This is a genomic window from Paracoccus shanxieyensis, assembly GCF_009711265.1.
Lineage (GTDB): Bacteria > Pseudomonadota > Alphaproteobacteria > Rhodobacterales > Rhodobacteraceae > Paracoccus > Paracoccus shanxieyensis.
Genome location: NZ_WMII01000006.1, coordinates 157,184 through 183,139 on the forward strand (window position 1 = coordinate 157,184; position 25,956 = coordinate 183,139).

Annotated in this window: 28 protein-coding genes; 10 read left to right on the forward strand and 18 right to left on the reverse strand. The window is 65.8% G+C overall.

Annotated features, from left to right (window positions below):
- Positions 1-2 precede the first annotated feature (2 nt).
- Genes GL284_RS08245 through GL284_RS08255 form a run of 3 tightly spaced genes read right to left on the reverse strand, consistent with a single transcriptional unit; the run spans position 3 to position 3,591 of the window.
- Positions 3-881: a branched-chain amino acid ABC transporter permease gene (locus tag GL284_RS08245; RefSeq protein WP_155044121.1), complete on the reverse strand. Its 879-nt coding sequence runs from the start codon at positions 879-881 to the stop codon at positions 3-5.
- Complete coding sequence (locus tag GL284_RS08250; protein ID WP_155044122.1) at positions 882-2,822, reverse strand: AMP-dependent synthetase/ligase; 1,941 nt, start codon at positions 2,820-2,822, stop codon at positions 882-884.
- A complete protein-coding gene (locus tag GL284_RS08255; protein WP_341870329.1) occupies positions 2,812-3,591 on the reverse strand; it encodes an ABC transporter ATP-binding protein in 780 nt (259 codons plus the stop codon). The genes GL284_RS08250 and GL284_RS08255 overlap by 11 nt, the downstream gene beginning before the upstream one ends.
- Positions 3,592-3,771: 180 nt before the next feature.
- On the opposite strand from GL284_RS08255, the gene GL284_RS08260 reads away from it, so the two are divergent.
- Positions 3,772-4,701: a LysR family transcriptional regulator gene (locus GL284_RS08260; RefSeq protein ID WP_155044123.1), complete on the forward strand. Its 930-nt coding sequence runs from the start codon at positions 3,772-3,774 to the stop codon at positions 4,699-4,701.
- Here the strand turns inward: GL284_RS08260 and GL284_RS08265 are convergent, their stop codons facing one another.
- Genes GL284_RS08265 through GL284_RS08275 form a run of 3 tightly spaced genes read right to left on the reverse strand, consistent with a single transcriptional unit; the run spans position 4,702 to position 7,015 of the window.
- Positions 4,702-6,045, reverse strand: a complete 1,344-nt coding sequence (locus GL284_RS08265; RefSeq protein ID WP_341870330.1) for a sensor histidine kinase — start codon at positions 6,043-6,045, stop codon at positions 4,702-4,704. It lies immediately after the preceding gene.
- Positions 6,042-6,704, reverse strand: a complete 663-nt coding sequence (locus GL284_RS08270; RefSeq protein ID WP_155044124.1) for a response regulator transcription factor — start codon at positions 6,702-6,704, stop codon at positions 6,042-6,044. The genes GL284_RS08265 and GL284_RS08270 overlap by 4 nt, the downstream gene beginning before the upstream one ends.
- Entirely contained in the window at positions 6,704-7,015 is a 312-nt protein-coding gene (locus tag GL284_RS08275) for a PepSY domain-containing protein (protein ID WP_155044125.1), read from the reverse strand. The genes GL284_RS08270 and GL284_RS08275 overlap by 1 nt, the downstream gene beginning before the upstream one ends.
- A gap of 162 nt (positions 7,016-7,177) precedes the next feature.
- Here GL284_RS08275 and GL284_RS08280 point away from each other — a divergent pair, with 162 nt between their 5' ends.
- Positions 7,178-7,921, forward strand: coding sequence for a calcium-binding protein (locus GL284_RS08280; RefSeq protein WP_196216744.1), 744 nt, complete (start codon positions 7,178-7,180; stop codon positions 7,919-7,921).
- Between the two features lie 49 nt (positions 7,922-7,970).
- On the opposite strand, the gene GL284_RS08285 is transcribed toward GL284_RS08280, so the two are convergent.
- A complete protein-coding gene (locus GL284_RS08285; RefSeq protein ID WP_341870331.1) occupies positions 7,971-8,417 on the reverse strand; it encodes an NUDIX hydrolase in 447 nt (148 codons plus the stop codon).
- Positions 8,418-8,803: 386 nt separating this feature from the next.
- Here GL284_RS08285 and GL284_RS08290 point away from each other — a divergent pair, with 386 nt between their 5' ends.
- Positions 8,804-9,406: an autoinducer binding domain-containing protein gene (locus GL284_RS08290; RefSeq protein WP_155044128.1), complete on the forward strand. Its 603-nt coding sequence runs from the start codon at positions 8,804-8,806 to the stop codon at positions 9,404-9,406.
- 15 nt (positions 9,407-9,421) lie between these two features.
- Here GL284_RS08290 and GL284_RS08295 read toward each other — a convergent pair whose 3' ends face one another.
- Together GL284_RS08295 and GL284_RS08300 are read right to left on the reverse strand one after the other, a co-directional pair.
- Positions 9,422-9,601 carry a hypothetical protein gene (locus tag GL284_RS08295; RefSeq protein WP_155044129.1) on the reverse strand — a complete coding sequence of 60 codons (180 nt, stop codon included), beginning with the start codon at positions 9,599-9,601 and terminating at the stop codon, positions 9,422-9,424.
- 151 nt (positions 9,602-9,752) lie between these two features.
- Positions 9,753-10,847 (reverse strand): NADH:flavin oxidoreductase, encoded by a 1,095-nt coding sequence (locus GL284_RS08300; RefSeq protein ID WP_155044130.1) that lies wholly within the window; start codon positions 10,845-10,847, stop codon positions 9,753-9,755.
- A 99-nt stretch (positions 10,848-10,946) separates the two neighbouring features.
- Here GL284_RS08300 and GL284_RS08305 point away from each other — a divergent pair, with 99 nt between their 5' ends.
- From GL284_RS08305 to GL284_RS08330, 6 genes are read left to right on the forward strand one after another with little or no spacing between them, the layout of a single operon-like run.
- Positions 10,947-11,336 (forward strand): winged helix-turn-helix transcriptional regulator, encoded by a 390-nt coding sequence (locus GL284_RS08305; RefSeq protein WP_155044131.1) that lies wholly within the window; start codon positions 10,947-10,949, stop codon positions 11,334-11,336.
- A 30-nt stretch (positions 11,337-11,366) separates the two neighbouring features.
- Complete coding sequence (locus GL284_RS08310) at positions 11,367-11,894, forward strand: sigma-70 family RNA polymerase sigma factor (protein ID WP_230382980.1); 528 nt, start codon at positions 11,367-11,369, stop codon at positions 11,892-11,894.
- Complete coding sequence (locus tag GL284_RS08315; protein ID WP_155044133.1) at positions 11,884-12,630, forward strand: anti-sigma factor family protein; 747 nt, start codon at positions 11,884-11,886, stop codon at positions 12,628-12,630. Before GL284_RS08310 ends, GL284_RS08315 begins: the two co-directional genes overlap by 11 nt.
- Before the next feature lie 14 nt (positions 12,631-12,644).
- Positions 12,645-13,172 carry a DUF2076 domain-containing protein gene (locus GL284_RS08320; RefSeq protein WP_155044134.1) on the forward strand — a complete coding sequence of 176 codons (528 nt, stop codon included), beginning with the start codon at positions 12,645-12,647 and terminating at the stop codon, positions 13,170-13,172.
- Positions 13,172-13,840, forward strand: coding sequence for an exopolysaccharide biosynthesis protein (locus GL284_RS08325; protein ID WP_155044135.1), 669 nt, complete (start codon positions 13,172-13,174; stop codon positions 13,838-13,840). The genes GL284_RS08320 and GL284_RS08325 overlap by 1 nt, the downstream gene beginning before the upstream one ends.
- A gap of 13 nt (positions 13,841-13,853) precedes the next feature.
- Complete coding sequence (locus GL284_RS08330) at positions 13,854-15,404, forward strand: TerC family protein (protein WP_341870332.1); 1,551 nt, start codon at positions 13,854-13,856, stop codon at positions 15,402-15,404.
- Between the two features lie 47 nt (positions 15,405-15,451).
- Here GL284_RS08330 and GL284_RS08335 read toward each other — a convergent pair whose 3' ends face one another.
- From GL284_RS08335 to GL284_RS08375, 9 genes are all read right to left on the reverse strand, one after another.
- The gene (locus tag GL284_RS08335) at positions 15,452-17,653 is read right to left on the reverse strand and encodes a hybrid sensor histidine kinase/response regulator (protein WP_155044137.1); all 2,202 of its coding nucleotides are present in this window, start codon (positions 17,651-17,653) and stop codon (positions 15,452-15,454) included.
- A complete protein-coding gene (locus GL284_RS08340; protein ID WP_155044138.1) occupies positions 17,650-18,807 on the reverse strand; it encodes an FIST signal transduction protein in 1,158 nt (385 codons plus the stop codon). The genes GL284_RS08335 and GL284_RS08340 overlap by 4 nt, the downstream gene beginning before the upstream one ends.
- Positions 18,808-18,813: 6 nt before the next feature.
- Positions 18,814-19,500 (reverse strand): response regulator transcription factor, encoded by a 687-nt coding sequence (locus GL284_RS08345; protein ID WP_155044139.1) that lies wholly within the window; start codon positions 19,498-19,500, stop codon positions 18,814-18,816.
- A 79-nt stretch (positions 19,501-19,579) separates the two neighbouring features.
- A complete protein-coding gene (locus tag GL284_RS08350; protein WP_155044140.1) occupies positions 19,580-20,029 on the reverse strand; it encodes a hypothetical protein in 450 nt (149 codons plus the stop codon).
- Positions 20,011-20,631 (reverse strand): pentapeptide repeat-containing protein, encoded by a 621-nt coding sequence (locus GL284_RS08355; protein WP_155044141.1) that lies wholly within the window; start codon positions 20,629-20,631, stop codon positions 20,011-20,013. Before GL284_RS08355 ends, GL284_RS08350 begins: the two co-directional genes overlap by 19 nt.
- A 53-nt stretch (positions 20,632-20,684) precedes the next feature.
- Positions 20,685-22,538 carry a PQQ-dependent methanol/ethanol family dehydrogenase gene (locus GL284_RS08360; RefSeq protein WP_155044142.1) on the reverse strand — a complete coding sequence of 618 codons (1,854 nt, stop codon included), beginning with the start codon at positions 22,536-22,538 and terminating at the stop codon, positions 20,685-20,687.
- 90 nt (positions 22,539-22,628) lie between these two features.
- Positions 22,629-23,306, reverse strand: coding sequence for a cytochrome c-550 PedF (gene pedF, locus GL284_RS08365; RefSeq protein ID WP_230382981.1), 678 nt, complete (start codon positions 23,304-23,306; stop codon positions 22,629-22,631).
- Between the two features lie 214 nt (positions 23,307-23,520).
- Positions 23,521-24,477 carry a quinoprotein relay system zinc metallohydrolase 1 gene (locus tag GL284_RS08370; RefSeq protein ID WP_155044144.1) on the reverse strand — a complete coding sequence of 319 codons (957 nt, stop codon included), beginning with the start codon at positions 24,475-24,477 and terminating at the stop codon, positions 23,521-23,523.
- Entirely contained in the window at positions 24,474-25,250 is a 777-nt protein-coding gene (locus GL284_RS08375; protein WP_155044145.1) for a quinoprotein dehydrogenase-associated SoxYZ-like carrier, read from the reverse strand. Before GL284_RS08375 ends, GL284_RS08370 begins: the two co-directional genes overlap by 4 nt.
- Before the next feature lie 127 nt (positions 25,251-25,377).
- Here GL284_RS08375 and GL284_RS08380 point away from each other — a divergent pair, with 127 nt between their 5' ends.
- Positions 25,378-25,953 (forward strand): rhodanese-like domain-containing protein, encoded by a 576-nt coding sequence (locus GL284_RS08380; protein ID WP_196216745.1) that lies wholly within the window; start codon positions 25,378-25,380, stop codon positions 25,951-25,953.
- Positions 25,954-25,956: the final 3 nt, after the last annotated feature.

Consider the following 25,956-nt stretch of genomic DNA (forward strand, 5'->3'; position numbering starts at 1 on the left):
GGTCAGATCCTTTCGATGTCTTCACGGCCGAATATGCCGAAGGGCCGGATCATGATGGTCAGAAGGATGATCAGCGAGGTGACGACATCGCGCGTCGATCCGCCCGCGATGCTGTCCAGATAGCCGGGGATCACCGTCCCGGCGACACCGACCAGAATGCCGCCCAGCAGGACGCCGGGAATGGAATCGACGCCGCCAAGAATGACCACGGCGACGGCGGGAAACAGCAGCGCCGACAGCGTCCAGTCGACGCCCTGCGACGACCCCCACAGCGCGCCCGCGATCACCGCAGCCACCCCCGCCAGACCCCACGAGATGCCGATGGCGCGTTCGACGGAAATGCCCACCGCCCAGCTTGAGACGTGATCGTCGGACACGGCGCGCAGCTTGGTGCCCAGCCGGGTGCGGAAGAACGCCAGCGCCGCGCCGACCAGCACCAGCGCCGCGATGCCGCCATAAAGCGAGGTGCGGTTGATGAACACATCGCCGATGATGATGGGCGCAAAGCCGATGCCAAGGTCGATGGGCTTGGGCGCCGATCCCAGAATGCCCGGCACAAGGCCGCGCAGCAGGATCTCCAGCCCCAGCGTCAGCATCACCACCATGATGATCGGCTGGCCGACCATGCGGCGCAGCAGCACGCGTTCGACCAGCAGGCCAAAGCCGAACATGATCGCGGCGGCGACGGGGATCGCGGCCCAGACCGGCAGCCCCCATGACATGACCAGCCACACGGCATAGCCCGCCGTCATCACCAGCGCGCCTTGCGCCAGATTGGGCACGCCCGCGGATTTGTAGATCAGCACGAACCCCAGCGCGACCAGCGCATACATCAGCCCCGTCAGCGCGCCCGAGATCAGCAGTTCAAGGAAATATGCCATTCACGCGGCCTCCACATCGGCCAGCCGCAGCACCCGGTCCAAGGATCCGGTCTGGCCGTTCTCATAGGTGATCTGCGCCCGGAAATCGATCTGGTCCGCCCCGGCGTTCAGCGCCTCGATGATCGGGCCATAGCGGTCGTCGATCACGTTGCGCTTCAGCTTGCGGGTGCGCGTCACCTCGCCGTCATCGGGGTCGAATTCCTTGTGCAGATTGGCAAAACGCGCCACAGACAGGCCGTGCGGCAGGCCGGCATTGACCTGCGCGATCTGGCCCGCGATCAGGTCATGCACGCGTGGCGACTGCGACAGTTCGGCATAGGAGGTATAGGCCACGCCGTTTTCCTGCGCCCATTGCCCCACCGCCTGAAAATCGATGCAGACGATCGCCACCAGCATGTCGCGCCCGCGCCCGATAACGGCGGCGTCCTTGATATGGGGCGAAAACTTCAGCCGGTTTTCGATATAGGTCGGGATGAAGCGCGTGCCGTCGCGCTTTTCCACCACCTCGGACACGCGGCCCAGCACCACAAGCTGGCCGTCGGGTTCGATCTGGCCCGCGTCGCCGGTCTGCAGCCAGCCATCGACCAGCGCCTCGGCGGTCGCTGTGGGGTTCTGGAAATAACCGTCAAAGATATTGTCGCCACGCAGCAGGATCTGGCCGGTTTCGTCGATGCGCATGTCGATGCCGGGAAAGGGACGGCCGACGGTGGTCAGGGAAATGTCGTCCGGCCCCTGCGCCACGGCCAGCGCGCAGTTTTCGGTCTGGCCATAGAACTGGCGCAGGTTCAGTCCCAACGCGCGGAACCATAGAAACACGTCCTCGCCGATGGCCTCGCCTGCGGTATAGGCGCGCTGGACGCGGGCAAGGCCCAGCTGGTCGCGGATCGGGCCGCAGATCAGCCATTCGCCCAGCCAGCGCGTCAGCCCGCCCTGACCGGGCTTGCCCGTCAGCCTTGCGCGTTCGGCAGCCATGGCGCGGGGCATGAACCAGTCGTAAAGCCAACGCTTCACCCCCCTGGTTTCGGCCATGCCCACCTGCACGCGGGTCAGCATCGCCGACCATGCCCGGGGCGAGGCGAAATACAGCGAAGGCGCAATTTCGCGCAGATCATGCAGCGCGGTTTCCTGCGCCTCGGGGATGTTGACGCTGAAGCGCAGCTCGGTCGCGGCGCCGATTGAGAAGATGAAATCCCCGACCCATGCCATCGGCAGATAGGCCATATGCACCTCGCCCTGCCGGAAATATCCGGCGGCGGCGGCGTTTCTGACGCCTGACAGCACATGGCCGTGTTTCAGCGGAATGCCCTTGGGCGCGCCCGTGGTCCCCGAGGAATGCATCAGCACCGCGATGTCATGGACCGAGGGGCGCGCGATCAGCGCATCGCGCAACCCCGGATCGACCGACAGACGCGCCGCCCCGGCGGCCCGGATCGCATCAAAGCCCATGACGCCCGCAGGCTCGCGTCCCGCAAGGCCGCGCGGGTCGTCATAGACCACCAGCCCCAGCGCAGGCCAGCTTTCGCGGGCCTCCAGCATCTTGTCGACCTGTTCCTGATCTTCGGCGATGGCGGTGCGGATGTTTTCGCGCGCCATCTGCGCGGCCAGTTCCTCGGTCGGGGCATCGGCATAGGCGGGCGAGGGGATTGCCCGCAGGCAGGCGATGCCCAGCATGGCGAAATACAGGTTCGGGCGGTTGTCGCCGATGACCATGACGACATCGCCGGGTCCGATGCCCTGCGCCTCAAGGCCCGCGGCGAATTCGGTGACGGCGGCCAGATAGGCGCGCCAGTCATATTCCTGCCAGATGCCCCGGTCGCGTTCGCGCATGGCGATTTCGCCGGGATGTTCGGCGGCATTGCGCGCCAGACGGGCCAGAATGGTGTCGCCCGGCTGCCAGTCGGGATGCAGCGCGGCGGCGGTGTCGATGGGATCATGCTGCATCGCGGGGCTTTCCGATATAGGCCTCGACCACACGCGGATCGGCGATGGCCTCGCGGGCGGGGCCCTGCGCGATCTGCTGGCCATTGTTCAGGACCAGAACCCGGTCGCACAGCGCGGTCACGACATCCATGTGATGTTCGATGATCAGCACCGTCAGCCCCAGCGCGTCCTGCGCATCCAGGATGAAGCGGACCATGTATTCCTTTTCTTCCTGGTTCATCCCCGCCATCGGCTCGTCCAGCACCAGAAGGCGGGGCTCGGCGCACAGCGCGCGGGCCAGTTCAACCCGCTTTTGCAGGCCCAGCGGGATCACGTCGACATGGGCGTCGCGGGCAGGGGCCAGTTGCAGAAGGTCGATCACTTCCTCGACCTTGCGGCGATGGGCGATTTCTTCCTTTTCGGCCCACCACGGATAGAACAGCGAGGCCAGCGGGTTGGGCTTCATATAGATGTGCCGGCCCATCAGGATGTTGTCCAGAACGCTCATGCCATGAAACAGCGCGACGTTCTGGAAGGTGCGGGCAACGCCCTTGGCGGCGATGCGAAACGGCTTCATGCCGTTGATCGGCTGACCGTCCAGCAGGATCTGGCCCTGCTGCGGCGGATAAAATCCGGTGATGGCATTGACCAGCGTGGTCTTGCCCGAGCCGTTCGGCCCGACCAGCCCGAAGATCTCGCCCCGCGCCACCGCGATCGAGACATCTTTCAGCGCGACCACACCGCCAAAGCGGCGCGTCACGTCGCGGCATTCAAGAACCACATCCGTCACGGGCGCACCCGCAAGACGTTCGGACGCCCGGAAGGCGTGAAAGAACCGTGCATAGCTGTCCTCCCAAACAGTTCTGCTGGTCGGTTCCTCCCCCGACCACGGAGCTTGGGATCAGGCTAGCATCGCTTGGTGTTTTGGGTAAAACGAAAAGAATGGCAAAGTTCTTTCGAGAATCCTGAAATGCACCCCAATCTTGTCGATCATCTGCAAGCCTTCTGCGCCGTCGTCGATCAAGGCAGCCTGACAGCGGCGGCGCGGGAATTGCGCAGGCCGATTTCGTCGGTCAGCTATTCGCTGACCCAGCTTGAGACGCAATGCGGCTTTGCCCTGCTGGGGACCGGCACCAACCGGGCCGAACTGACACCACGCGGCCGCGTGCTGCTGGCCGAGGCACGCAGCGTCGTCGAACGCGCCCGCAGTTTCACCACCCATGCCCAATCGCTGGAGCGCGGGCAGGAAACCCATCTGCGCGTGTTGGTCGATGTGCTGTTTCCGCGCGCCGATCTTAACCGCGCCTTGCGGGCGTTTTCCGCAGCCCATCCCCATGCGCGCTGCCAGTTCTTCAATTCGTCGCTGGCGACGCTTTGGGATGATCTGCGCGATGGGGATTTCGATTTCGCGCTGACCCTGGCCGCGGCCATCCCCTCGGATATCTCGGCCCGGCATCTGGCCTCCGAGGTGCTGGCTCCGGTCTGTGCCGCGCAGCACAGGCTGGCGCAGATGCCGCAACCGCTGCCGATGCGCGCCTTCGACCGGGAACGGCAGATCTATTACGTCGGCTCTCCGCTGATCGACATGGAGCGGGTGGGGTGGCTGTTCTCGTCCGATGTCTGGACGGTGAACGATGTGGACGCCATCAAGTCGATGGTGGTGTCGGGGCTGGGCTGGTGCTTTTCGGCGGCCCGCACATTCGCCGATGAAATGCAGCGCGGCGAGGTGGTCCGCCTGACCTGCGAGGATATGCAGTTCCACCCCGCCCGCACGGTCGTCGTCGCATGGCCCGCCCATCGCCTGCCCGGTCCCTTGGGCCAGCAGATGCTGGATGCGCTGACGCTGGGGCTGGGCCAGTCCGGGGCCCAGTCCGGGGGCCAGTCCCGAAGCGGGGCGTGATCAGGCGGCGGCGGGCAGGGTCAGCGTCACCTCCAGCCCCGGCTTTGCATTGCGCATGTGCAGGCGGCCCTGCGCGGCATCGGCGACGGCGGCAACCACGGCCAGCCCGATGCCCTGACCTTCGCCATCGGGATCAAGGCTCAGGCCGCGCTGCGTCAGGCGGGTCAGATCGGCTTCCGGCACGCCCGGCCCGTCATCGCGGATGGTGATGCGGATCTGGTCGGCCGCGCGTTCGACGGTCGCCCAGACGGTTTCATTCGCGTGGCGCATGGCGTTTTCCAGCAAGGCACCAAGCGCCTCGGTCAGATCATCGGCGTCGATGCGGGCGCGCAGGCCGGGGGCGGCCTTGACCTGCCAGTCGATCATCGCGCCCAGCGGCGTGCGGGTCAGCACCTCGACCAGCTTCGCGATCAGCGTGGCGGGTTCGGCGCCGGTGCTGGCGCGTTCGGTCTGAATGCGGGCGCGGGCCAGTTCGCGATCGACATGGCGGCGCATGGCGGCGGCGATGTTTTCGATGCTGTCGGCCAGCTCATCCTCGCCCCGGTCGCGCAATTGCCGCGCGTCGCCCAGCAGCGCCTGCAGCGGGGTCTTCAGCCCATGCGCCAGATCGGCGGCGCGGTGGCGGGCGCGCGACAATTCGTGGTCGCGGGCATCCAGAAGCTGGTCGATCTGCGTGGCCAGCGCCACCACCTCGGCGGGCATGTCATTGCCGATGCGCGGCCGCTGCCCCGAGCCAAGCTGCGCCACCCGCGCGGCCACCTGCGCCAAGGGCCGCAGGCCGACCGTGACCTGCACGAAAGACGCCGCCAGCAGCAGCACCCCCAGCGTCGAGATATAGGGCAGCAGATCGGCCATGAAGCCGCGCCGCGCCATGGCCAGTTCGCTGCGGTCCAGCGCCACAAGGATCTGCGCAGGCACCGCCGTGTCGCCATCCCCGATCAGCAGGTTCTGTTCATAGGCCATCAGCGGCTCGCCCTTGGGGCCGCTCAGCGTCAGCATCCGCGTGGTGCCCGGCGCGGGCGGGCCCTTGAACATCGGCAGCGTGAAATCCCACAAGGACCGCGACTGCAACGTTTCGCTGCCCAGTTGCAACTGCCAGTAATGGCCCGAAAAGATCTGCTCATACAGCGGATCCAGCGGCACGTTGCGCACGGTCGGGGTGGCGTTCGGGCGCGGTTCGATCATCGCCGCCACCGCAATCGCGCGCGACCGCAGATCGGCCTGCGCGATGCGTTCGACATGGCGATCGAACAGGATGGCAAGGCCAAAGGCCGACAGCGCAAGCGCGACCAGAATCGCCCCCGCGCCTGCCAGCATCATCCGCCAGCGGATCGAGCCTTTCACCCGTCCTGTTCCAGATAATAGCCAAAGCCGCGCCGCGTGCCGATGATGCCCGGCCCCAGCTTGCGCCGCAGGCGGGCCACGATGGCCTCAAGCGCATTGGCTTCGCGGGCGTCGTCGTCGCCATACAGCCGTTCCAGCAATTCGGTCGGCGGCACCACGCGGTCGCGGTTCAGCGCCAGATGCGCGATCAGGCGGAATTCCAAGGGTGTGACCTTGACGGGGATGCCGTCGATGCTGGCGCTCATGCGGTTCAGGTCCACGGCCAGCCGCCCGAATTGCTGCTGCCCGGTGCTGCGCCCGCCTGCGCGGCGGACCAGCGCGCGGGCGCGGGCGATCAGCTCCTCCATGCGGAAGGGCTTGGGCAGATAGTCGTCGGCGCCCGCGTCGATCCCCTCGACCCGCTCGGTCCAGCCACCGCGTGCCGTCAGGATCAGGACCGGGCTTTCGCAGCCCTCATTGCGCCAGCGTTTCAGGATGGTCAGCCCGTCCAGACGCGGCAGATTCAGGTCCAGAACGATCAGGTCGTAATGTTCGGTCCCGCCCCGGAACCACGCGGTTTCGCCATCCGTCGCCGACTCGACCAGAAAGCCCGAGGCGGTCAGCGCCCGGGTCAGATCCTCGGCGATTCGAGGGTCATCCTCGACCAGCAGGGTGCGCATCAGTTGTCGTCGTCCTCGTCTATGTCCACGATCTTGCCGGTCGAGGCATCCATGTCCACCTCGATCATGCGGCCATCGGGGGTGATCAGATCCACCTCATAGACCAGAATGCCGTCGCTGTATTCCAGTTCCACCTCGACCACCTGTCCGGGATGCTGTTCGGCAAGGCGCGTCAGCACCTGCGCCAGCGGCATGATCTGGCCGCGTTCGACCAGATCACGCGCCAGTTCGACATCCTGAAGGCTGCGGTCCCCGCCCGCGATCTGCGGCAGGGTGGCAAGGGCGATGGCAAGAAAAAGCGTGCGTGTCATGGGCCGGGATATAGCGCCGCAGCCCTGACATTTCCCTGACAGCCCGGATCAGATCGCTGTCAGCGCTTATGATGTAATGATTCGCAGGAAGGCGGCAGCGTCGTGGTGCGCTGGCCTGTGGAAACCCGGCAGAAGATGCCGCTAAGCAAAGGAATGATGCAGATGGTACGCAAGATTGGCACGCAGGTCGCCGAACGGATCGACGGCACGCAACTGGCTGACTGGCTGTCCGGTCTGGGCGGCAATGACAGCCTTTACGGCTATGGCGGAAATGACACGATGCAGGGCGGCGCGGGCAACGACAAGCTGTATGGCGGCTTTGGCAACGATCATCTTCTGGGCGGCGACGGCCATGACGATCTGGAAGGCGGCGCGGGCAATGACGTGCTGGATGGCGGCGCCGGCAATGACGAACTGGAAGGCGGCGACGGCAACGACCACCTGAAAGGCGGCGCGGGCCATGATGAGCTTGAGGGCGGGCGCGGCCACGACATTCTGGCCGGTCACGACGGCAATGACGATCTGGAAGGCGGCGACGGCAATGACAGCCTGTATGGCGGTTCGGGCAACGACACGCTGGAAGGCGGCGCGGGCAATGACCTGCTGTCCGCAGGTGCGGGCAATGACCGGCTTGAGGGCGATCGCGGCAATGACGTGCTGTCGGGCGGCGCAGGTGCCGACGTGTTCGAATTCGAGCGTGGCGACGGGCGCGACCGCATCACCGATTTCCAGAACGGGGTCGACCGCATTGATCTGGACGATTTCAGCCGTGGCCAGTTGAACAGCGTCATCAACAATGCCCGTCAGGTCGGCAATGATGTGGTGCTGGATCTGTCGGCGGATACCAGCGTCACGCTGCAGAACTTCCGTCTGGCCCAGTTGGATGCCAGCGATTTCCTGATCTGACACGCCATCGCGGCGGTCCCGGCCATGCGCCGGGGCTGCTGCATCGCTGTCAGCTTTCCAGTTGCAGCAGGATCTGTTTCAGCCCCTCTTCCTCGACCATGCTGGCCGCGACATGCGGCGCGAACCAGCCGCGGCGGCGCTGGCCCTGTTCGGGAAAGCCCTTCGACAGCTTCTCGACGCTCATCAGAAACACCTGCACCTCCAGCGGAACGAGAATACCCTTGGGCAGCATCTTGGCATAGTGATAGGTGCCGATGTGGTCCTTGCCGATGGTGCCGCGCACGCCCGCCTCTTCCCACGCTTCACGGCGCGCGGCCTCGGCCATGCTGCGCCCCTGCATGGGCCAGCCCTTGGGCACCACCCAGCGCCCGCTGTCCCGGCTGGTGATCAGCAGCACGTCGCCATTTTCCGAATGGCGGCACAAGGCGGCGACCTGACGCTTGGGCGGCGGCGGGGAAAGATCTTTCTTCAGAAAATTCAGCAGTTTCTTGGGCACCCGAAAATCCAAAAGCTCATACAAGAATGTCGAAAAGCTGGCATTCATGGCCAGGCGATGCCAGCGATATATACCCCGACCGCCGCTTTGCGCCGCAGATTGACCGAGCTTTGTAAACAAAGGCTGAATTTCTGGGCAAATTTGCGAACCAAGCGGTTTTCGGGCGGCGCTTGGCCGCGCGGTCCACGGGGTTTCAGGCCGCGCGTCGGTTGCCTGACCCGGATGTTCTTTGCTGTGTCCGACGCCAAACCTGCCTGCAATCGGGCTGCCTTGCTGTTCCGTTGCGGCACAGGTCTGCACATCGGCGCGACAGGGACCGCTGGTCGCTTGACGAGGACACAAGGCTCGGATAGCCGAAGCCTGCTCGTTAGCAGGGGTAACCGAACGTGTCAGCGACTACGGAGACTTATCTTCGCGCGATGCAGGTGATTGCGCCCTCTGGCTATTACATCGGCGTCCGGATCCGCGAAGCCCGCGCGGATATCGTCTACAACACCTATCCCGAGGAATGGCGGCAGCGCTATCTGGCGATGTCCTATCGTCTGCGCGATCCGACGATCGCCTGGGCCTATGCCAACAAGGGTGCGGCGCATTGGAAAGACCTTGCGGATCTGGACACAGCGGGCATTTTTCCGGATGCCGCACGATACGGGCTGGCGCATGGCCTGATCATCGGCACGGGTGAGCTTGCCAAGCGCACACTGGCGGGGTTCGCGCGCCCGGACCGCGCCTTTACCGCAGCCGAGGTCGACTGGCTGCAAGCAGCCGTCCGCCGCATCCATCAACATGCCCGACCGGATGCGGTGACGTTTCGGGAATTGCAGGCTCTGCGGTTGATCGCCGAGGGCAAGCCCTATGCCATTGCCGCGCATATGCTGGGAATTTCGCAAAGCGCGCTGCGCGCCCGGCTGGCATCGGCGCGCAACCGGCTGAACGCCCGCACCGTCGCCGAGGCGCTGCAGCAGGCGCGCAGCAAGAACATCATCTGATCGGCTGTCGGCCTGTCAACTTTCGGACCGGCTGGAAATGCCACCCGTCATTGCAACGAATGCCGCGTTGGCCAGCGTTCCGATGGTGCCACAGCCGATATAGGTCAGCGCAATCCGACCCAAGGATCCGTCCAGAAGATAGGCGCATAGCGCGCAGAATGCACCGACCATGCACCCCATTATCAGCATCGGCATGAAAGACACTTTTAGCTAACGCGAGGGGAAACCCATAAATACACGCTAAAGGCGTTTGAAGCAACCTAGATGAAATAAGCTTAATAATTTAATCAATCAGAACGGGAAAGATGGCGGGCGGGCAGATCTTGCCGCCCGCCACCTGCTTCGGTCAGGCCAGTTCCTTCAGATCAGCGGCATCGAAGCCCTGCACTTGGTCGCCCTGACGGACCTTCTGCACCCAGTTCGGATCCGAGATCAGCGCACGGCCCACGGCGATCAGATCGAACTCGTTGCGGTCCATGCGCGCGATCAGATCGTCCAGCGATGACTGTTCCGAGCTTTTGCCGGTAAAGGCCGACAGGAAATCGGAATTCAGCCCGACCGAGCCCACGCTGATCGTCGCCGCGCCGGTCAGTTTCTTGGCCCATCCGGCGAAGTTCAGCACCGGGTCCAGATCGGCAAATTCCGGCTCCCAGAAGCGCCGCTGGGAGCAGTGCAGCACGTCGACGCCCGCCTCGACCAGCGGCAGCAGCCAGTCGGTCATCTCTTCGGGGGTGGTGGCCAGCCGCGCGCCGTAATCCTGCTGCTTCCACTGGCTGACGCGCAGCAGCAGCGGGAAATCCGGCCCCACGGCCGCGCGCACCGCACGCACCGCCTCGGCCGCGAAGCGCGCGCGTTCGCGAATCGAGGCGCCGCCAAAGGCATCGTGGCGCAGATTCGTGCCGCTCCAGAAGAACTGGTCGATCAGATAGCCATGTGCGCCATGCAGTTCGACCACATCGAAGCCAAGCGCCTTGGCATTCTGCGCGGCTTTGGCAAAGGCCGCCACCGTGTCGGCAATGTCTTCCTCGGTCATGGCGACGCCGCGCGGGTCGTCGGGACCGACCAGCCCGGAGGGGCTTTCCACCGGCGCCGCGGGCTGCCATTCGCCCGCGCGGGTCGAACCCGTATGCCAGATCTGCGGGCCGATCTTGCCGCCCGCCTCATGGACGGCACGGGCCACCTGCGCCCAGCCCGCCGATGCCGCATCGCCGTGAAAGAACGGAATGCCCGGCAGATTGCGCGCGGCGGGGCGGTCGATCACCGTGCCTTCGGTCAGGATCAGCCCGACCTCGCCCGCCGCGCGGCGGCTGTAGTAATCGGCCTGCGCCTTGCCCGGAATCCCTTCGGGCGCCATCGCGCGGGTCATCGGGGCCATGACGATCCGGTTGGCCAGCGTCAGGCCCTTCAGCTGGAATGGCCGGAACAGCGTATCTGTGGACATGGGGGCATCCTTCTTGTTGATCGTCGTGAACAGGTATATCTTGGATACCAAGTGTCAATAAGACACCTTCACCGCACCAGGTTACCCGAAGGATACCTTATGGACGGCGCCACACGGTTTCATGTCGATTGCCCCTCGCGTCTGCTGTTTGAACAGATCGCGGATAAATGGTCGATGATGATCCTGACCGTGCTGGATGAACGACCGGCCAGATTCAACGAATTGCGCCGCAGGCTGGAGGGGATCTCGCAGAAATCGCTCAGCACCGTCCTGCGACGGCTTGAGCGGAACGGGCTGGTCAACCGGCGCGTGCTGGACGGGATGCCGGTCGCGGTGGAATATTCGCTGAGCCCGCTGGGCGTCACCTTGTTGCAGCCGTTTCGCGCGCTTTATCGCTGGACATGCGACAATATGAAAAGCGTCGAGGCGGCGCGTCAGGATTTCGACCGCCGGACCCAGCCGGAAAAAATCCACGCCGCCATGGATTAAATGCGCGCCCGGCTTCGTATATGGGGGAAGATGCCAAAGCGAACTCGGGAAATTCTGGAATTGCTGCCGCGCTTGCGGCGCTATGCGCTGGTTCTGGCGCGCAATCAGGCCGATGCCGACGATCTGTTGCAGGAAGCCTTCCTGCGCGCCCATGAACGCCGCGCCACGCTGGATCCGTCGCGCCCCGCGCGTGGCTGGCTGATGTCGATCCTGCACAACGCCTTTATCGACGGCAAGCGCAGCCAGCGCGCCCGGTCGCGGCGCGAGGCGGATTTCGCCGCCTTCATCGACATGCAGGTTCCCGCCGCGCAAGAGGTCGCGGTGCGGCTGGACCAGATCCGCGCCGCCTTTTTCCGCCTGCCCGCCGAACAGCGCGAGGTGCTGCACCTGATTGCCATCGAAGAGATGTCCTATGCCGACGCGGCGGCGTTTCTGCATATCCCGCAAGGCACGCTGATGTCGCGTCTGGCCCGCGCCCGCGCCGCGTTGCGGGCCTATGAGGATGGCGCGATACCACCCCTGCGGCTGGTCGGAGGAGGAGACAGGCATGACGGCTGATGTCAATCAGGACGATCTGGACGCTTATGTCGACAATCAGCTTGACCCATGGCAGCGCAATGCGGTCGAGGAATGGCTGGGCGCGCATCCCGCCGAGGCCGCCCGCGTCATGTCCGATCTGCACCGCCGCAACCAGTTGCGTCTGGCGCTGGCCCTGCCGGGGGAACGCCCGCGCGACCTGAAGGCCGCGCGCCGGCTGGACCGCGCCATCGCTCCGCGCGGGTTGCGGCTTGGGCTGCCCTCGGCGGCGATCGCGGCGACCGTGGCCGCATTGTGGCTGGCGCTGGGGCCGGTGGGTCTGCGCGAAGGCGCGGCCTCGACCCCGCCACCGGCCTTCGTGAAAAGTGCCCTTGCCGCCCGCGATGCCAGCGATCTGCGGCTGGCCATGCTGTCCCAGCCCGAAGCGCCCGATGTCGATCCGGCCGAAATCCGCGCGCTGACCGGCCTTGTGCTGCCGCAGATCCCGGAAGGCTGGGTGCCGCGCGATGTGCAGGTATTCCCTTCCCTGCAGGGGCCGGGGGTCGAGATGGTGCTGGACACGCCCGAACATGGCCGCCTGTCGATGTTCGTCGTCCGGGTCGGCGGCGGCGAAAGCAGCGGCACGGTGCTTGCCGGTGACACCGGCATCGCATGGTTCACGCAGGACGGCGTGGCCCATGTGCTGGGCGCGCGGGATGACCCCGCCCGTCTGGCCGACACTGCCGAGCGGATGCTCGGTTCAATTCCCCACAACTGAAGGACAATTTCCCTATGGATCACAATGATCGCCAGGCCATCCAGGACCTGTTCGGCAAGCTTGCACAGGTCGAGCGGCAGACGCCCGCCCGTGATGGCGAGGCCGAGGCGTTCATCCGCGACACCGTGGCCCGCCAGCCCTCGGCGCCCTATTACATGGCGCAGACCGTCATCATGCAGGAACACGCGCTGAACATGGCGCAGCAGCGCATTCAGGCGCTGGAGGCCGAGGCCGCGCAGGCCCAGCAACCGCAGGGCGGCTTCCTGTCGCGGCTGATGGGCGGCGGTGGCGCATCGTCGGTGCCGCGCGTGCAGCGTCCGCAGCCGGGCGCGGCGGCCCCGATGCAGCAGGCGCAGGGCGGCGGGTTTCTGGCCGGTGCGGCGCAGACCGCGATGGGCGTTGCGGGCGGTGTGCTGCTGGGCAATGCCATCGGCTCGATGTTCGCGGGCGAGGCTTCGGCCGAAGAATTCATGCCGCAGGAAGATCCCGCAGAGCACGAGGGTGATTTCGGCGGCGACGATTTCGGTGGCGATGATTTCTGATGCGGGACACGCAGCTTTCCGCATCTGACGGCGCGTCCTCCTCGCCGACTGCGGAGGAGGACCGAAGTCGGCTGCCGCTGTCCGTTCTGATCGAACGGCTGGCACAGGCTCCGGGCGAGGAACGCATTTCCGTCGCCCGGATGATCGCATGGTTTGAAGGCCGCGCCACGCTGGCGCTGCTGCTGGTGTTCGGCATCCTGAACATCCTGCCCAACCCGCCGGGATCATCGGCGGTGCTGGGGCTGCCGATGCTGTATCTGTCGGCGGCGCTGGTCTTGGCCAGACCGCCGCGCTTTCCCGCCGTCATCACCCGGCGCGGCCTGTCGCAAGGCATGTTCCAGACCATCGCCCGCCACTCGCTGCCGACATTGCGCCGCGTCGAGCGGATCCTGCATCCGCGGCTTGAGGCATTCGCCTCGGGCCCGGCGCTGCGGGTCACGGGCGTCTTCTGCGTCCTTTTGTCCGTCATCCTGATCCTGCCGATCCCGCTGGGCAATATCCCGCCCGCCGCCTGCATGTGCCTGCTGGCCTTGGCCGCCGTGGCGCGAGACGGGCTGTGGATGGTGCTGGGCTGGATCGCCTCGGTGCTGTGCATCGTGCTGCTGGCCGGTGTGACCATCGCGACCCTGAACCTGATTGCGCAATTCCTGCTGCGCCTGCTGTCCTGAGATGGAGTTTCCCGTGTTTTTCGAATGGATGTCCGACCCCGCCGCATGGGCCGGACTGGCCACGCTGATCGTGCTTGAGATCGTTCTGGGCATCGACAATCTGGTGTTCATCGCGGTTCTGGCCGACAAGCTGCCGCCGCATCAGCGCGACCGCGCGCGGATGATCGGCCTGACGCTGGCGCTGCTGATGCGGCTGGGACTTCTGGCATCGGTCGCATGGATCGTCACGCTGACGCAGCCCTTGTTCAGCCTGTTCGGGCATGCCTTTTCCGGGCGGGATCTGATCCTGATCTTTGGCGGGCTGTTCTTGCTGTTCAAAGGCACGATGGAGCTGCATGAGCGGCTGGAGGGGGCCACGCAACACAAGGAAGCCAACCCCGTTCATGCCGTTTTCTGGCAGGTGCTGGTGCAGATCGTGGTGCTGGATGCGGTGTTTTCGCTGGACAGCGTCATCACGGCGGTCGGCATGGTCGAACATCTGTCGGTGATGATGATCGCGGTGATCGTCGCTGTCGGCGTGATGATGCTGTCGGCAAAGCCGCTGATGGCGTTCGTCTCGCGCCATCCGACGGTGGTGATCCTGTGTCTGGGCTTTCTGATGATGATCGGCTTTTCGCTGATCACCGAAGGGTTCGGCTTCCACATTCCCAAGGGCTATCTTTACGCGGCCATCGGCTTTTCTGTGGGTATCGAGGCGCTGAACCAGATCGCGCGGCGCAACCGCGAACGCGTGCTGACCACCGGCGATCTGCGCGACCGCACGGCGGGCGCGGTGCTGCGCATGCTGGGCGGCCGCCGGGGCGAGGATCTGGGCGGGGCCGCCGATACCATGGCCGATCAGGTCGAGCAGCAGGCGATCTTTGGCCCCGAAGAAAAGGACATGATCCGCTCGGTCCTGACCTTGGCCGACAGGCCCGCCACCTCGGTCATGACCCCGAGGGGCGAGGTGGACTGGCTGGATCTGGATGCCGATGAGGCCAGCCTGCGCGAACAGATCCTGACGCAGGGCCATTCGCGCTTTCTGCTGGCGCGCGGCAGTCTGGAACAGTTCGTCGGCGTGGCGCTGGCCAAGGACATTCTGCGCGACCTGATGGCCCAGGGCCATATCGACCTGCAGAACTCGGTCCGCGAACCGCTGGTCGTGCATGAAAGCCTCAGCGCGCTGCGCCTGATGGAACAGTTGCGCAAGTCGCGCGTGCAACTGGCGGTGATCGTCGATGAATTTGGCGCGTTGGAAGGCATCGCCACGCCCACCGATATCCTTGAGGCCATCGCCGGTGAATTCCTTGACGAGGGCGAAGAGCCGATGCTGGCCCAGGAGGCATCGGACGGGTCGTGGCTGGTCAGCGGCTGGATGGATATCCGCCGCGCCGCCGATCTGCTGCGCGCCGATCTGCAGGATTCGGCTGAACGCTATTCGACGCTGGCGGGCTATATCCTGTGGACGCTGGGCCGCCTGCCGGAACAGGGCGAGGTGATCCGCGCGGGTGAGTTGACCTTTGAGGTGGTGCGGATGGAAGGCCGCGCCATCGACACGGTCCGCGCCTCGCGCCAGCCCATGTGACGACCGGGACGCCCCGCCCGGTGGTGCGGGGCGGTCCCAAGCAGCCCTTATGCGCCGATGCTATCGGCCAGCACGAACCCCGCCAGTTCCTCGGGATCGACGGGTTTCCAGATGATCTCCAGCCCGACCTCGCGCGCGGCGGCGCGGATCTGCGGCGAGCGGTTGGCGGTGATGATGCGCGTCGGGCGTGGGCCATGCTGGGCTGCCAGCGCCACGGCCAGCGCCACCCCCGTCATGCCGGGGCCAAGCTGGTAATCGATCAGGCAGATATCGGGCGTGATGCCGATTTCATCCAGCAGCGCCAAGGCGTCTTCGCCGTTCTCGGCCTCGATCACGCTGACGCCCAGCCGGTCCAGCGATTGCGACATGGCCGCGCGCAGATCGTCGTCGTTTTCCACCAGCAGGACGATGCGGCCGCCATGTTCGCCGGGCTCGATGGGGATCTGTGGCGGCGTGTCGGGCATGGCCGGGCGCAGATGCGCGGGGGCCATGGGCAGTTCCACCGAAAAGCAGGTGCCGCGCCCCGGTTGCGATTGCAGCACCAGCTTGTGGCCCAGAAGCTTGCACGCACGATCGACGATGGCCAGCCCAAGCCCCATGCCCTCGGCTGCCGAGGCCGAGGCGTTGATGCGGTGAAATTCGCGAAAGATCGCCACCTGTTCGTCGGGGGAAATACCGGGGCCGGTGTCATGGACCTCGATCCGCACGCCGCTGGGAACGCGGCGGGGTCCGACCAGAATGCGGCCCTGCGCGGTATAGCGGATGGCGTTGCTGATCAGGTTTTGCAGGATGCGCCGCAGATATGTCGCGTCGCTGCGCACCACCATCCGGCTGGGCAGGATATCCAGTTGCAGCCCCTTGGCTGTGGCCGCGGGGGCGAATTCGTCGGTCAGCTGCTTCAGCAGCGCATCCAGCGGCACGGGCGTGATCTCGACCTCGCTGCCGCCGCCTTCCAGCCGCGAGATATCCAGCAGCGCGCCAAGGATCGCCTCGACGCTGGTCAGCGCGTTATGGGCCTTGACCAGCGTCGCGTGCAGCTTGGGCGTTTCGGCATCGTCGCGCGCCCCCGCCACGAACAGCTTGGCCGCCGATAACGGTTGCAGCAGGTCGTGGCTGGCCGCGGCGACAAAGCGCACGCGGGTCGAATTGGCGCGTTCGGCATGGGCCAGCGCCTCGGCCAGTTCTTCGGTGCGGGCGGTGACGCGGGCCTCAAGCGTGGCATTGGCGCGCAGCATGGCGTGGATGGCCATGCGTTCGCGCGTCACGTCCGACAAGGACAGCACGAAGCCGCGCCCCGGCATTTCCTGCGCCGAGACCGCCAGCACGATATCCGAGACGTGGCGCATCTCGAAGGACAGCGCCGGGCGGCCCGACCGGGTGCGCACCCATGCCACCAGATCGGCATGATGCACGCCACCGGCAAGCTGGAACTGCCAGCGCGACTGGCCCAGCAGCGCCGAAAACGGCGTGCCCTGCCGCAGCATGGCCGAGGGCAGCGCCAGCATCTGCGCCAGCCGCCAGTTCCAGCCGATCAGCCGCCGCCCGGCATCGAAGATCCCCACCCCCTGATTCAGATGTTCCAGCGTGGCGCGGATCATGCGGGCCTGATCGTCCAGCAACCGCCCGCGTTCGGACCGCTCCAGTCGCATCATCTGCGTCACATCGGTCTGCAGGATGACGGTGCCGCCGCCCGCGACATGCTGTTCGCTGACCTGCAACCAGCGGTCGCCGGTCAGTTCGACATTGAAGACCTGCCGCTGGCGATGGCGGCGCAGGCGGGTCTGTTCCCAATCGGCGGGCATGACGCCCGCAGGCAGCGCCAGATGCGCCGAAAGCGAACAGATGCGGATATAATCGCGCATGGTCAGCCCGGCGCGCATAAAGGGCTGCACATCCGGCAGGGCGCGGCAAAAGCGGGAATTGCACAGCACCAGCGCGCCCGCGGCATCGAACAGCGCGAAGCCTTCCTCGATGGCCTCGATGGCTTGCGACAGATCGCGGCGGGCGCGTTCGGTCGCGGCATTGGCTTGGTTCAGCAGCTCCAGCGTGGCCTCAAGATCGCGGGTGCGCTGGCGCACGCGGTCCTCCAGCACGGCGGCGCGGTGGAATTCCTCGAAGGCGGCGCTGCGGTCGCCGTTGTTCTGTTCGCTGTTGCGCATCAGCGCATCGGCAATGATCAGCAGCTTTTCGACATTCGCCGATGCGGGGGCGTCCGGGTCGATCAGCGGGTCGGAAATGCGCGCGCTCATGCCGGGTCAGGCCCGATATCGGTGCCGGGCGGATAAAAGGCGTATCCGGTCAGCGTATGGTTCACATGCATCGGCCCGAACTGTTCGCCATAGGTGGAAAACCCGGTCACGCCATGGCTGCGCATCAAGGCCGAGATGCGGCCGGTCATCTGTTTCTCCTGCGCCTCGATCCGGCGCAGGATGCAGTCGAAGGCCAGAATGGCATCGGGCTTGCCGGGCGCGGACAGGCGCTGCAACTCGGCCTCAAGATGCTGATCCAGATGGCCGGGCTGGGTCATCGTCAGCACGACGCCATTGTCGATGGCCGAAAAGAACACCAGCTCGCCCGAGGGCAGGGCGCGCTGGATCGCCCGGACGTGGTGACGCTTGCCGATGCGTACGGCCAAGGGATGCGCGGCGAAGGTGAAAGCGTCCAGATGCATCGGATCCTTGCCCAGCAGCCGGGCATATTCCTGCGCCGCCGGTTCGGCATTGATGCATTGCACCGTGCGCGAGGCCGGGTCCGCGCGCGTCACCACCATGCGCAATTCGGTCGGTTGCAGGTGGTCGATATTGATGGGCCGCACCGGCCCCGCGCTGCGCAGCACGCACAGCACCGCCGCATCGCGCAAAAGCCGGCCGTCATGCAGCAGCCATGTTTCGCGAAAGCGGATGCCATCCCCCGCCGAGCCGCCGATCAGCGGCATGGTGCCCGCGCCGACGGCAAGGGCGGCGGCCAGCTCATCCTCGCGCACGGACATGCCATCGACCAGCAGCACGGCGAATTCGCTGGGCAGACCGGCGTGATCGTCGGCCAGTCTTTGGCGGGTCTGCAGCAGTTCCTGTGTCAGCACCTGCCGCGACAGATGCGACAAATCGGGAACCAGCAGGCATTCGGCGGCGAAAGGCCCGTCGGCAAAGCCGAAGGCCACGATGCTGCCCTGATCGTAACCGTCCTGCGAGATCTCGCCCGCGGTGGTGCAGCCGATGACATGGCGGGCGGGAAAGGCGGCGGATGCCTCGCGTGCCAGCCGCGACAGATCCGCTTCGGCCGAGATGAACAGCAGCACCAGCGCAAACGGTCCCGCGCCCAGCCCGCGCCGAAGCTGCGCCAGCGCGTCGGCGGCATCAGCAGGCGCGCAGGCGCGGGCGATGGGGGGCGGGCTGGCGGTCAACAGGCCTCAGCCCTCTTTCGACAGGGCGGCGAAGCTGGTCGATTGCGCCAGCAGCACGGCCTGCATCCGGCTTTGCACGCCCAGCTTGCGCATGATCGCGGTGACATGCGCCTTGACCGTGGTTTCGGCGATCGACATCTCATAGGCGATCTGCTTGTTCATCAGCCCCGCGCAGACCAGTTGCAGGATGCAGGCCTGCTGGCGGGTCAGTTGCGCCAGCCGCTGCACGGCTTCTTCCGACGGCGTGGCGGCGCTGTTGTCCAGCACCTTGCGGCTGGAATGCGGCGCGCCGCTGGCGATGGTGACGAAGGCTTCGCGGATCTCCTCGCGCTCGGCATGTTTGGGCAGAAAGGCCGTGGCTCCGGCTTGCAGGGACGCGCGTACCACGCGCAGATCGGTCATCGAGGACACGACGATGATCGGCAGCTCCGCATCCATCTGGCGCATCCGCACCACGCCGTCGATGCCGTTCACATCGGGCAGGTTCAGGTCCAGCACCACGACATCGGGCATGCCGCGCTGCGCGATGTGCTGGATCGCGGCCTCAAGCGTGCGGGCGGTCTCCACCTGCGCGATGCCCACGGGGCCGGTCAGCGTCATGGCCAGCGCATCACAGAACAGCGGGTGATCGTCGACGATCAGCGCATGGGCGAATCCCTGCGCGTGATCGGCCCTGGCGATGGACTGGGGCATGGCGTTTTCTCCTCCTTCGCGCCGGTGGGGCGCGCCTGTCATCAGAATGACACCGGGTGCGGTGCGAAACAAACCCGATTTATCCGCCCGCCTCGGCGGGGGCGGTTTCCGGCACGATCTGGATCTGCCAAAGCCCGGTTGCGTTGACCTGCACGCTGTAGCGGCCCGGCTGGCGGATCAGGAATGTGCCATCGCCCGCGCCCGCGCGGTGCAGGTTCTGGACCACCGCCCCTGCCGCATCCAGCAGATAGATCACCATCACCACGTCCTGACTGCTGAAGTTCAGCCGCGCAGGCGCGTCGATCTGGAACGGCTGCGAGATGCCGCTGCCCTTGCCCGAAAAGCTGGCGATGGCCCCCGGCGCGGCAAGGGCGTCAAAGCAGGCCAGCCGCTGGCTGTCGCTGGCAATCGCCTGACAGCGGGCGACAGACTGCCCAAGATCGCGCGCGTCGGCCGGACCGGCCAGCGCACAGGTCAGCGGACCGGCCAGCGCGGCGATCCCAAGGGCGATCACCAGTTGACGGGGCATCCGGTGCAATTCTCCATATGCACGCCTTCCCAGATCGCATAGGGGATGTGGTTCCCCTCAAGCCGGGCATTGGCGAAATCGGCATTGTAGAACTTGGTCTCCATCAGGTTCGCGCCGATGATCGTCGCGCCCACGAATTTCGATTTGGGTGCCATCGCCGCCTCAAGCGTGGCGGCGGTCAGATCGGCGCCGGAAAAATCCGCGCCCGACAGGCGGGTGTAATCCAGATTGGCCCCGGTCAGGTTCGCATCGCGAAATACCGCGCCCTGCAACTGGCCCATTTCCAGATCGGCCCCGCGCAGGTCCGCCCCGGACAGGTCCGCGCCCTTCATCTCGGCCCCGAACAGATCGGCGCGCATCAGGTTCGCGCCGGTCAGGTTGATGCCGTTCAGCTTCAGCCCGCGCAGATCGGCATGGCGCAGATCCGCGCCGGGACACGAGGCGCCCGGCTTGATCTCGCAGCCCGCGATCACCAGCGGGCCTTCGCGCGGGGTCGGCTCATCGACGATGACGGGAAAGCCACCCTGTGCGATGGGATCATTGGCGCTGGCCATGCCGGTGGTCACGAACAGCGCCGCAAGAACAGTCAGAAGTTTCGACATGGCTTGTCTCCGATGGCAAAGGGCGGGGCCCGGATCAGGCCCCGCCGCGTGTGTCACTTGCTGGCGGTCAGCAGCTCATCAGGGATCTCGAAGACCCAGAACGAGCCGCCCTGACTGACCTGCGTGGTCAGCGTGGCCATGTCGCCACCCCACAGCGGCACCGCGCCGCCATAGCCCGAGGCGATGCCCAGATATTGCTTGCCGTCCAGTTCCCACGTCACCGGCTGCGACACGATCCCCGAGCCGGTGTTGAACTCCCAGAGCTGTTCGCCGGTCTCGGCCTGAAAGGCCTTGACGAACCCGTCCGAGGTGCCGGTAAAGACCAGATCGCCCGCGGTCGCCAGCGCCCCCGCCCAAAGCGGGAATTGCTCTTTGTGTTCCCATTTCTTTTCGCCCGTCGCCGGATCGAAGGCGCGCAGCGTGCCGATATGGTCGTCAAACAGCTTCTTGATCCGGAAACCCTGACCCAGATAGGCGGCCCCCGCCTGATAGGTCACGTTCTCGGTCCAGTAATCTTCCTTCCAGTGGTTCGCGGGAACGTAGAACAGCCCGGTCTTCTTGCTATAGGCCATCGGGTTCCAGTTCTTGCCGCCAAGGAACGGCGGCGAGACCTCGATCGTCGCGCCCTTGTCCTCGCCCTCGGCGGGCAGCGGCGGGCGCTGGCCTTCGTTCTCGATGGGACGCCCGGTCTGCAGGTCGATCCCCTTGGCCCAGATGATGCCGTCTACGAAGGGGAAGGCGTTCAGCAGCGCCGTGGGCCGGTTGATATCGCCGCCACGCTTGGACAGCGCATCGACATCGGTGACATAGAAAAAGCCGTTGCGGTCGGCATGGGCACCGGCGCGGTGGGTCTTGCCGTCCTTGTCGGTATAGTCGAACAGGATGATCTCGTTATTGCCCGAGAAGTCCCATGCGTCGTTGGGCGTGTGCTGGTAAAAGCCGATCAGTTCGCCATCCTTGGGGTTCACATAGGCCTGACCCGAGGTGTAAAGGCTGTCGCCCGGCGTGCGGGCCCATGTGTTCCATGGGGCAGGGTTGCCCGCGCCGACGATGATCGTGTTGGTGTCCGGATCATAGCTGGCCGATTGCCACGGCGCGCCGCCGCCATGGTTCCATGCCTCGACCTTGCTGCCATCGGGATTGTTGGGCCAGCTTGGTGCGGCTGGATCGCCGGTGACGGTGCTTTCCTTGCCCTCCAGATTGCCCTTGTGGCCTTCGACGAAGGGGCGCATCCAGATTTCTTCGCCCGTGTCCACGTCGCGGGCATAGAGCTTGCCCACCACGCCGAATTCGTCGCCCGACGAGCCGTGGATCAGCATGACGCGGCCGGTTTCCTTGTCCTTCACGATGGTCGGCGCCCCGGTCATGGTATAGCCGATCTTGTGGTCCTCGAACTTCTTGCGCCACTCGACCTTGCCGGTGTCCTTGTTCAGCGCATAGATGCTGGCATCCAGCGTGCCGAAAAAGACCTTGTTGCCATAGATGGCAGCACCTCGGTTGACCACATCGCAGCAGGGGCGGATGTCTTCGGGCAGGCGGGCCTCGAATTTCCACAGCCGCTTGCCGGTCTTGGCGTCCAGCGCCCACATGCGCGAATAGGATCCCGTGACATAGATCACCCCGTCATGGACGATGGCCTGCGTTTCCTGACCGCGCTGCTTTTCATCGCCAAAGGAAAACGCCCATGCCGGGCGCATATGCTTGACGTTCGTGGCGTTGATCTGGGTCAGGGTCGAATAACGCTGGGCGTTGTTGCCCATGCCATACATCAGCACGTCATTCGTGGTTTCGCTGTCGGCAAGGATGTCTTCCCATGTCACATCCTTGGCGTGGGCGGGCGTCAGCAGCGCACCCGCGCAGGCGAATGCAATCGCGCTGGCCGCCGTCATTCTTAGAAAGGCGTTCATCTGGCTGTTCTCCTCCGTTCCGGGTGGCCTAGCGCCATGTCCCTGTCGTTTCTGCATTCCCTGCGCCGCTCCTCCGGCGCAGGGCGCGGGTCAGTTGCGCAGCAGGCCCGAGATCAACTCGGTCGCCATCGGCGCGTGGCTTGCGCCGGTGCGCAGCAGATGCGCTGCCTGCTGCAAGGCGCTGACCGAGCGGGGGGCTCCGGACAGCGTTTCAAATTCGTCCCCGGTCTTGTCCAGATCGGCGGCGACGGCCTCGACCTCTTCGGCGCTGGCGGTGGCAGGCAGTGCCTTCACCCGGTCGCGCAGCGCGGTGATGTCGCTGTTGCGTTCGGCCATTTCATCGGCATCAGGGCGCGTCTCGATATAGGTGCGGATCGCCCAGACCGCTTCCTGGCTGAGGATGTCCTGAAACGGCGGCATCTTCACCGCGCCGTTCTGTTCATAGCCGTGCAGAACGCGGTCCAGATACCATTCGTCGCCGAATTCATTGGCCTCCAGATAGCGCAGATCGGGGGCCAGACCGCCCGAGATGGCCTCAAGGCCATGGCAGCGGGCGCAGTTGCTGTTGAAGCCCTTGCCGCCGATCTCGACCGCCTTGAACAGCAGATCGCCCTCGGCGCCGCGCCACGGGTTTTCGGTGGCCATCTCCTCGGGCAGGTCGGGCAGGCCGGTCGTGTCGACCGCGCGGGGTGCCGTATCGCCATGCGCGAACGCCATGGCGGCGACAAAGATCATCGGTGCGGCGAGCGTTGCGGGCTTGCGGAGCATGATTCTGTCCTTGGTGTTGCCGGGCTGTGACGCCCCTGTCAGTGGATTCATTTCGCCACAAATCTGCGCACGATAAATTGTCCATTGGTCGAATAGGCGGCACATTTCGCAGATCAGAAAATTGCTTAACCCAGCGTATTCAACAGGATATAGTAATATGGCGCAGTCGCGATTGCGCGAGACTGCGTGATACCTTCCGCGTCATGGCCGCGCGTTACAGCCCGCCGACCAGTGGCAATGCGGCGCTTTCGTGATCGTCCCAGCGCCGCACGACCGAGCGCAGGTATTCTTCCGGGTTCGCGCCCAGCCGGGCATATTCCGGAACGGGGCCTGCCGACATCGCCTCGATCCGGGTCAGGCCGGAACGGGCCGCCAGATCCAGCCGCGCGCGGGTCTGTTGCAGATAGGCGCGGGTCTGCACCAGCGCCGCATCGTCGCGGTGATAGCGCCCATGGCCGGGGATCGTCCCCGAGACTGGCAGGGCCTGCAACTGGTCCAGTGCCGCAAGCCATGCGGTGTAATCGGCATCCGGCAGGCTGGGCGCGCGGTCCAGAAACAGCAGGTCTCCGGCGATCAGCGTGCCGGTTGCCGCGTCGGAGACGATCAGATCCGCCGCAGTATGGCCCTGAAGCTGGGTCAGGTGCAGGCTGCGCCCGCCGATGACCAGCGGGCCGTCCTGTGTCGCGTCCCGCGCGGGCTGCGGCTTGGTGCCCGACATCCATGTGCCAAGGATCGCGTAAAGCGAGGCCGCGAAATCCGTGCCGAATTGCGTGCAGGCGGCGATGGTCGGGGCGGGGGCGATGCTGGGGCTGTCGCCAAAGGCCGCGTTGCCGAACCAGTGGTCGGGATGGTGATGGGTGTTGATGACCAGCGCCACGCCGCCCATGCGCTGATCGGCAAAGGCGCGGATCTCGGCCCCCATGGCGGCGGTCGATCCGGTGTCGATGACCACCGCCCCGGCCAAGGTCTGCAACAGCGCCACATTCACCATCGCGCCGCCATTCTGGCGGGTAAAGACCTCGCGCAGGCCCTCGATCATCCAGACCCCGTCGGCAACCTGCGTTGGCGCCAGATCATAGCGCCGGGCCTGCGCCATGGCCGGAACCGGCAGCAGCGCCGCCGCAGCCGCAGCACCCAGAACCTGTCTGCGGGACATGCGTGTGGTGGTCATGTGTCGGGCCTGACGGTGCCGGTGAACATATCCGCCAGATTGTCGCGGGCGCGGATGGTCACCGGATGCGCCGCCAGTTCCGGCGGCAGGATGAAGGTCAACGAGGGGTTTTCCTCAAGCGGTTCGTGCAGTTCCAGATGGGCGATCCGGGCGCCGTCGGTGTCCAGAAGCTCCAGTTCGGTCAGGTGATGGGCGGGGATGCCATCGGCCAGCCCGGTATCCTGCGGGTGGCGGATATTCACCACCAGCCGCCCGGTTTCGGGCCAAAGCCGGGCGCGCATCTGGCCGAATCCCTGCTGCCAGTCGGGGCGCGCATGCACCGTGGCGGGCGCGCTGCAGCCGCCCCCCAGCGCGCTGACCCAGGCCGCGCCGACATGCCAGCCCTGTCCGATCCGGGCCGAGGCGCGCAGCGCGCCCGCGACCTCGTATTTCACGCCGAAGCTCAGAAAGGGCAGCGCGCGGCCGGGCTGGAAGGTCAGCGCATGGGCAAAGGGGCTGTAATCAATGGTCACCACGATATCCTGCACCGGGCCGGACAGGGCGGTGGCGTCGATCAGGAAAGGCACATGGCTGGAATCCTCGGCCGCGCGGGGGGCCAGCACGACCATCCCCGGATCGTGGCGCCAATGCGTCGGATCGCCCAGATATTCCGCCAGATGCAGCGGCCACATCCCGGCGCCGAAATCATCGCCGCCGACCGCCGCCTTGCCGAAGGCCGGGCGGATCAGCCCGGCATCTTCTCCCGGCAGCAGATGCGAAAGCAGCCCGCTCATGTCGCGGTGCCGGGGTGAACTTCAGTCGGATATGCCGTCGTCCTGCGGTTTGCTAGCATCTGCCACGCTCCCTGTCGCGACCATCGGTCCCTGCGATCAGGTTTCTGCGAAAACACGAGGCGATATATTGTCCAATGGTCTTATACGCGCGCTGTGTCTGACTGCGCTGCTGGCCGCCCCCGGCATCGCCGCGGCGCAGGCCTTGTTCGATGCGGCAGGCTATCGCATCGCCAGCTACCGCGCGCCGGTGCCCGATCAGGCCCCCGGCGCACAGACCGTCACCGCCCGGCAGGTTCAGCAACTGCGCGCGCAGGGGGCGCTGCTGCTGGACGTGCTGGGCTTGCAGCAATACACCATTGCCGATGACGGCACATGGCTGACGCCGGAACGCAGGCAATCGCTGCCCGGTGCGGTCTGGCTGCCCGTCGTGGGCTGGGGCAAGCTGGAGCCGTGGCAGCAGCACTATCTGAACGACAGCCTTGCCGCGCTGACCCATGGCGACAAGGCCATGCCGATCGTGGTCTTTTGCAAGGTGGATTGCTGGGTCAGCTGGAACACGGCCAAACGCCTGCATGAGATGGGGCATTCCCGACTGTACTGGTTTTCAGGCGGGGCCGAGGCGTGGCAGGATGCAGGTTTTCCCCTGCAACCCGTGACGCCCCGTCCCCTGCGCCGTGACAAGGGTTCGCCCCCGCCGCCGTGACGC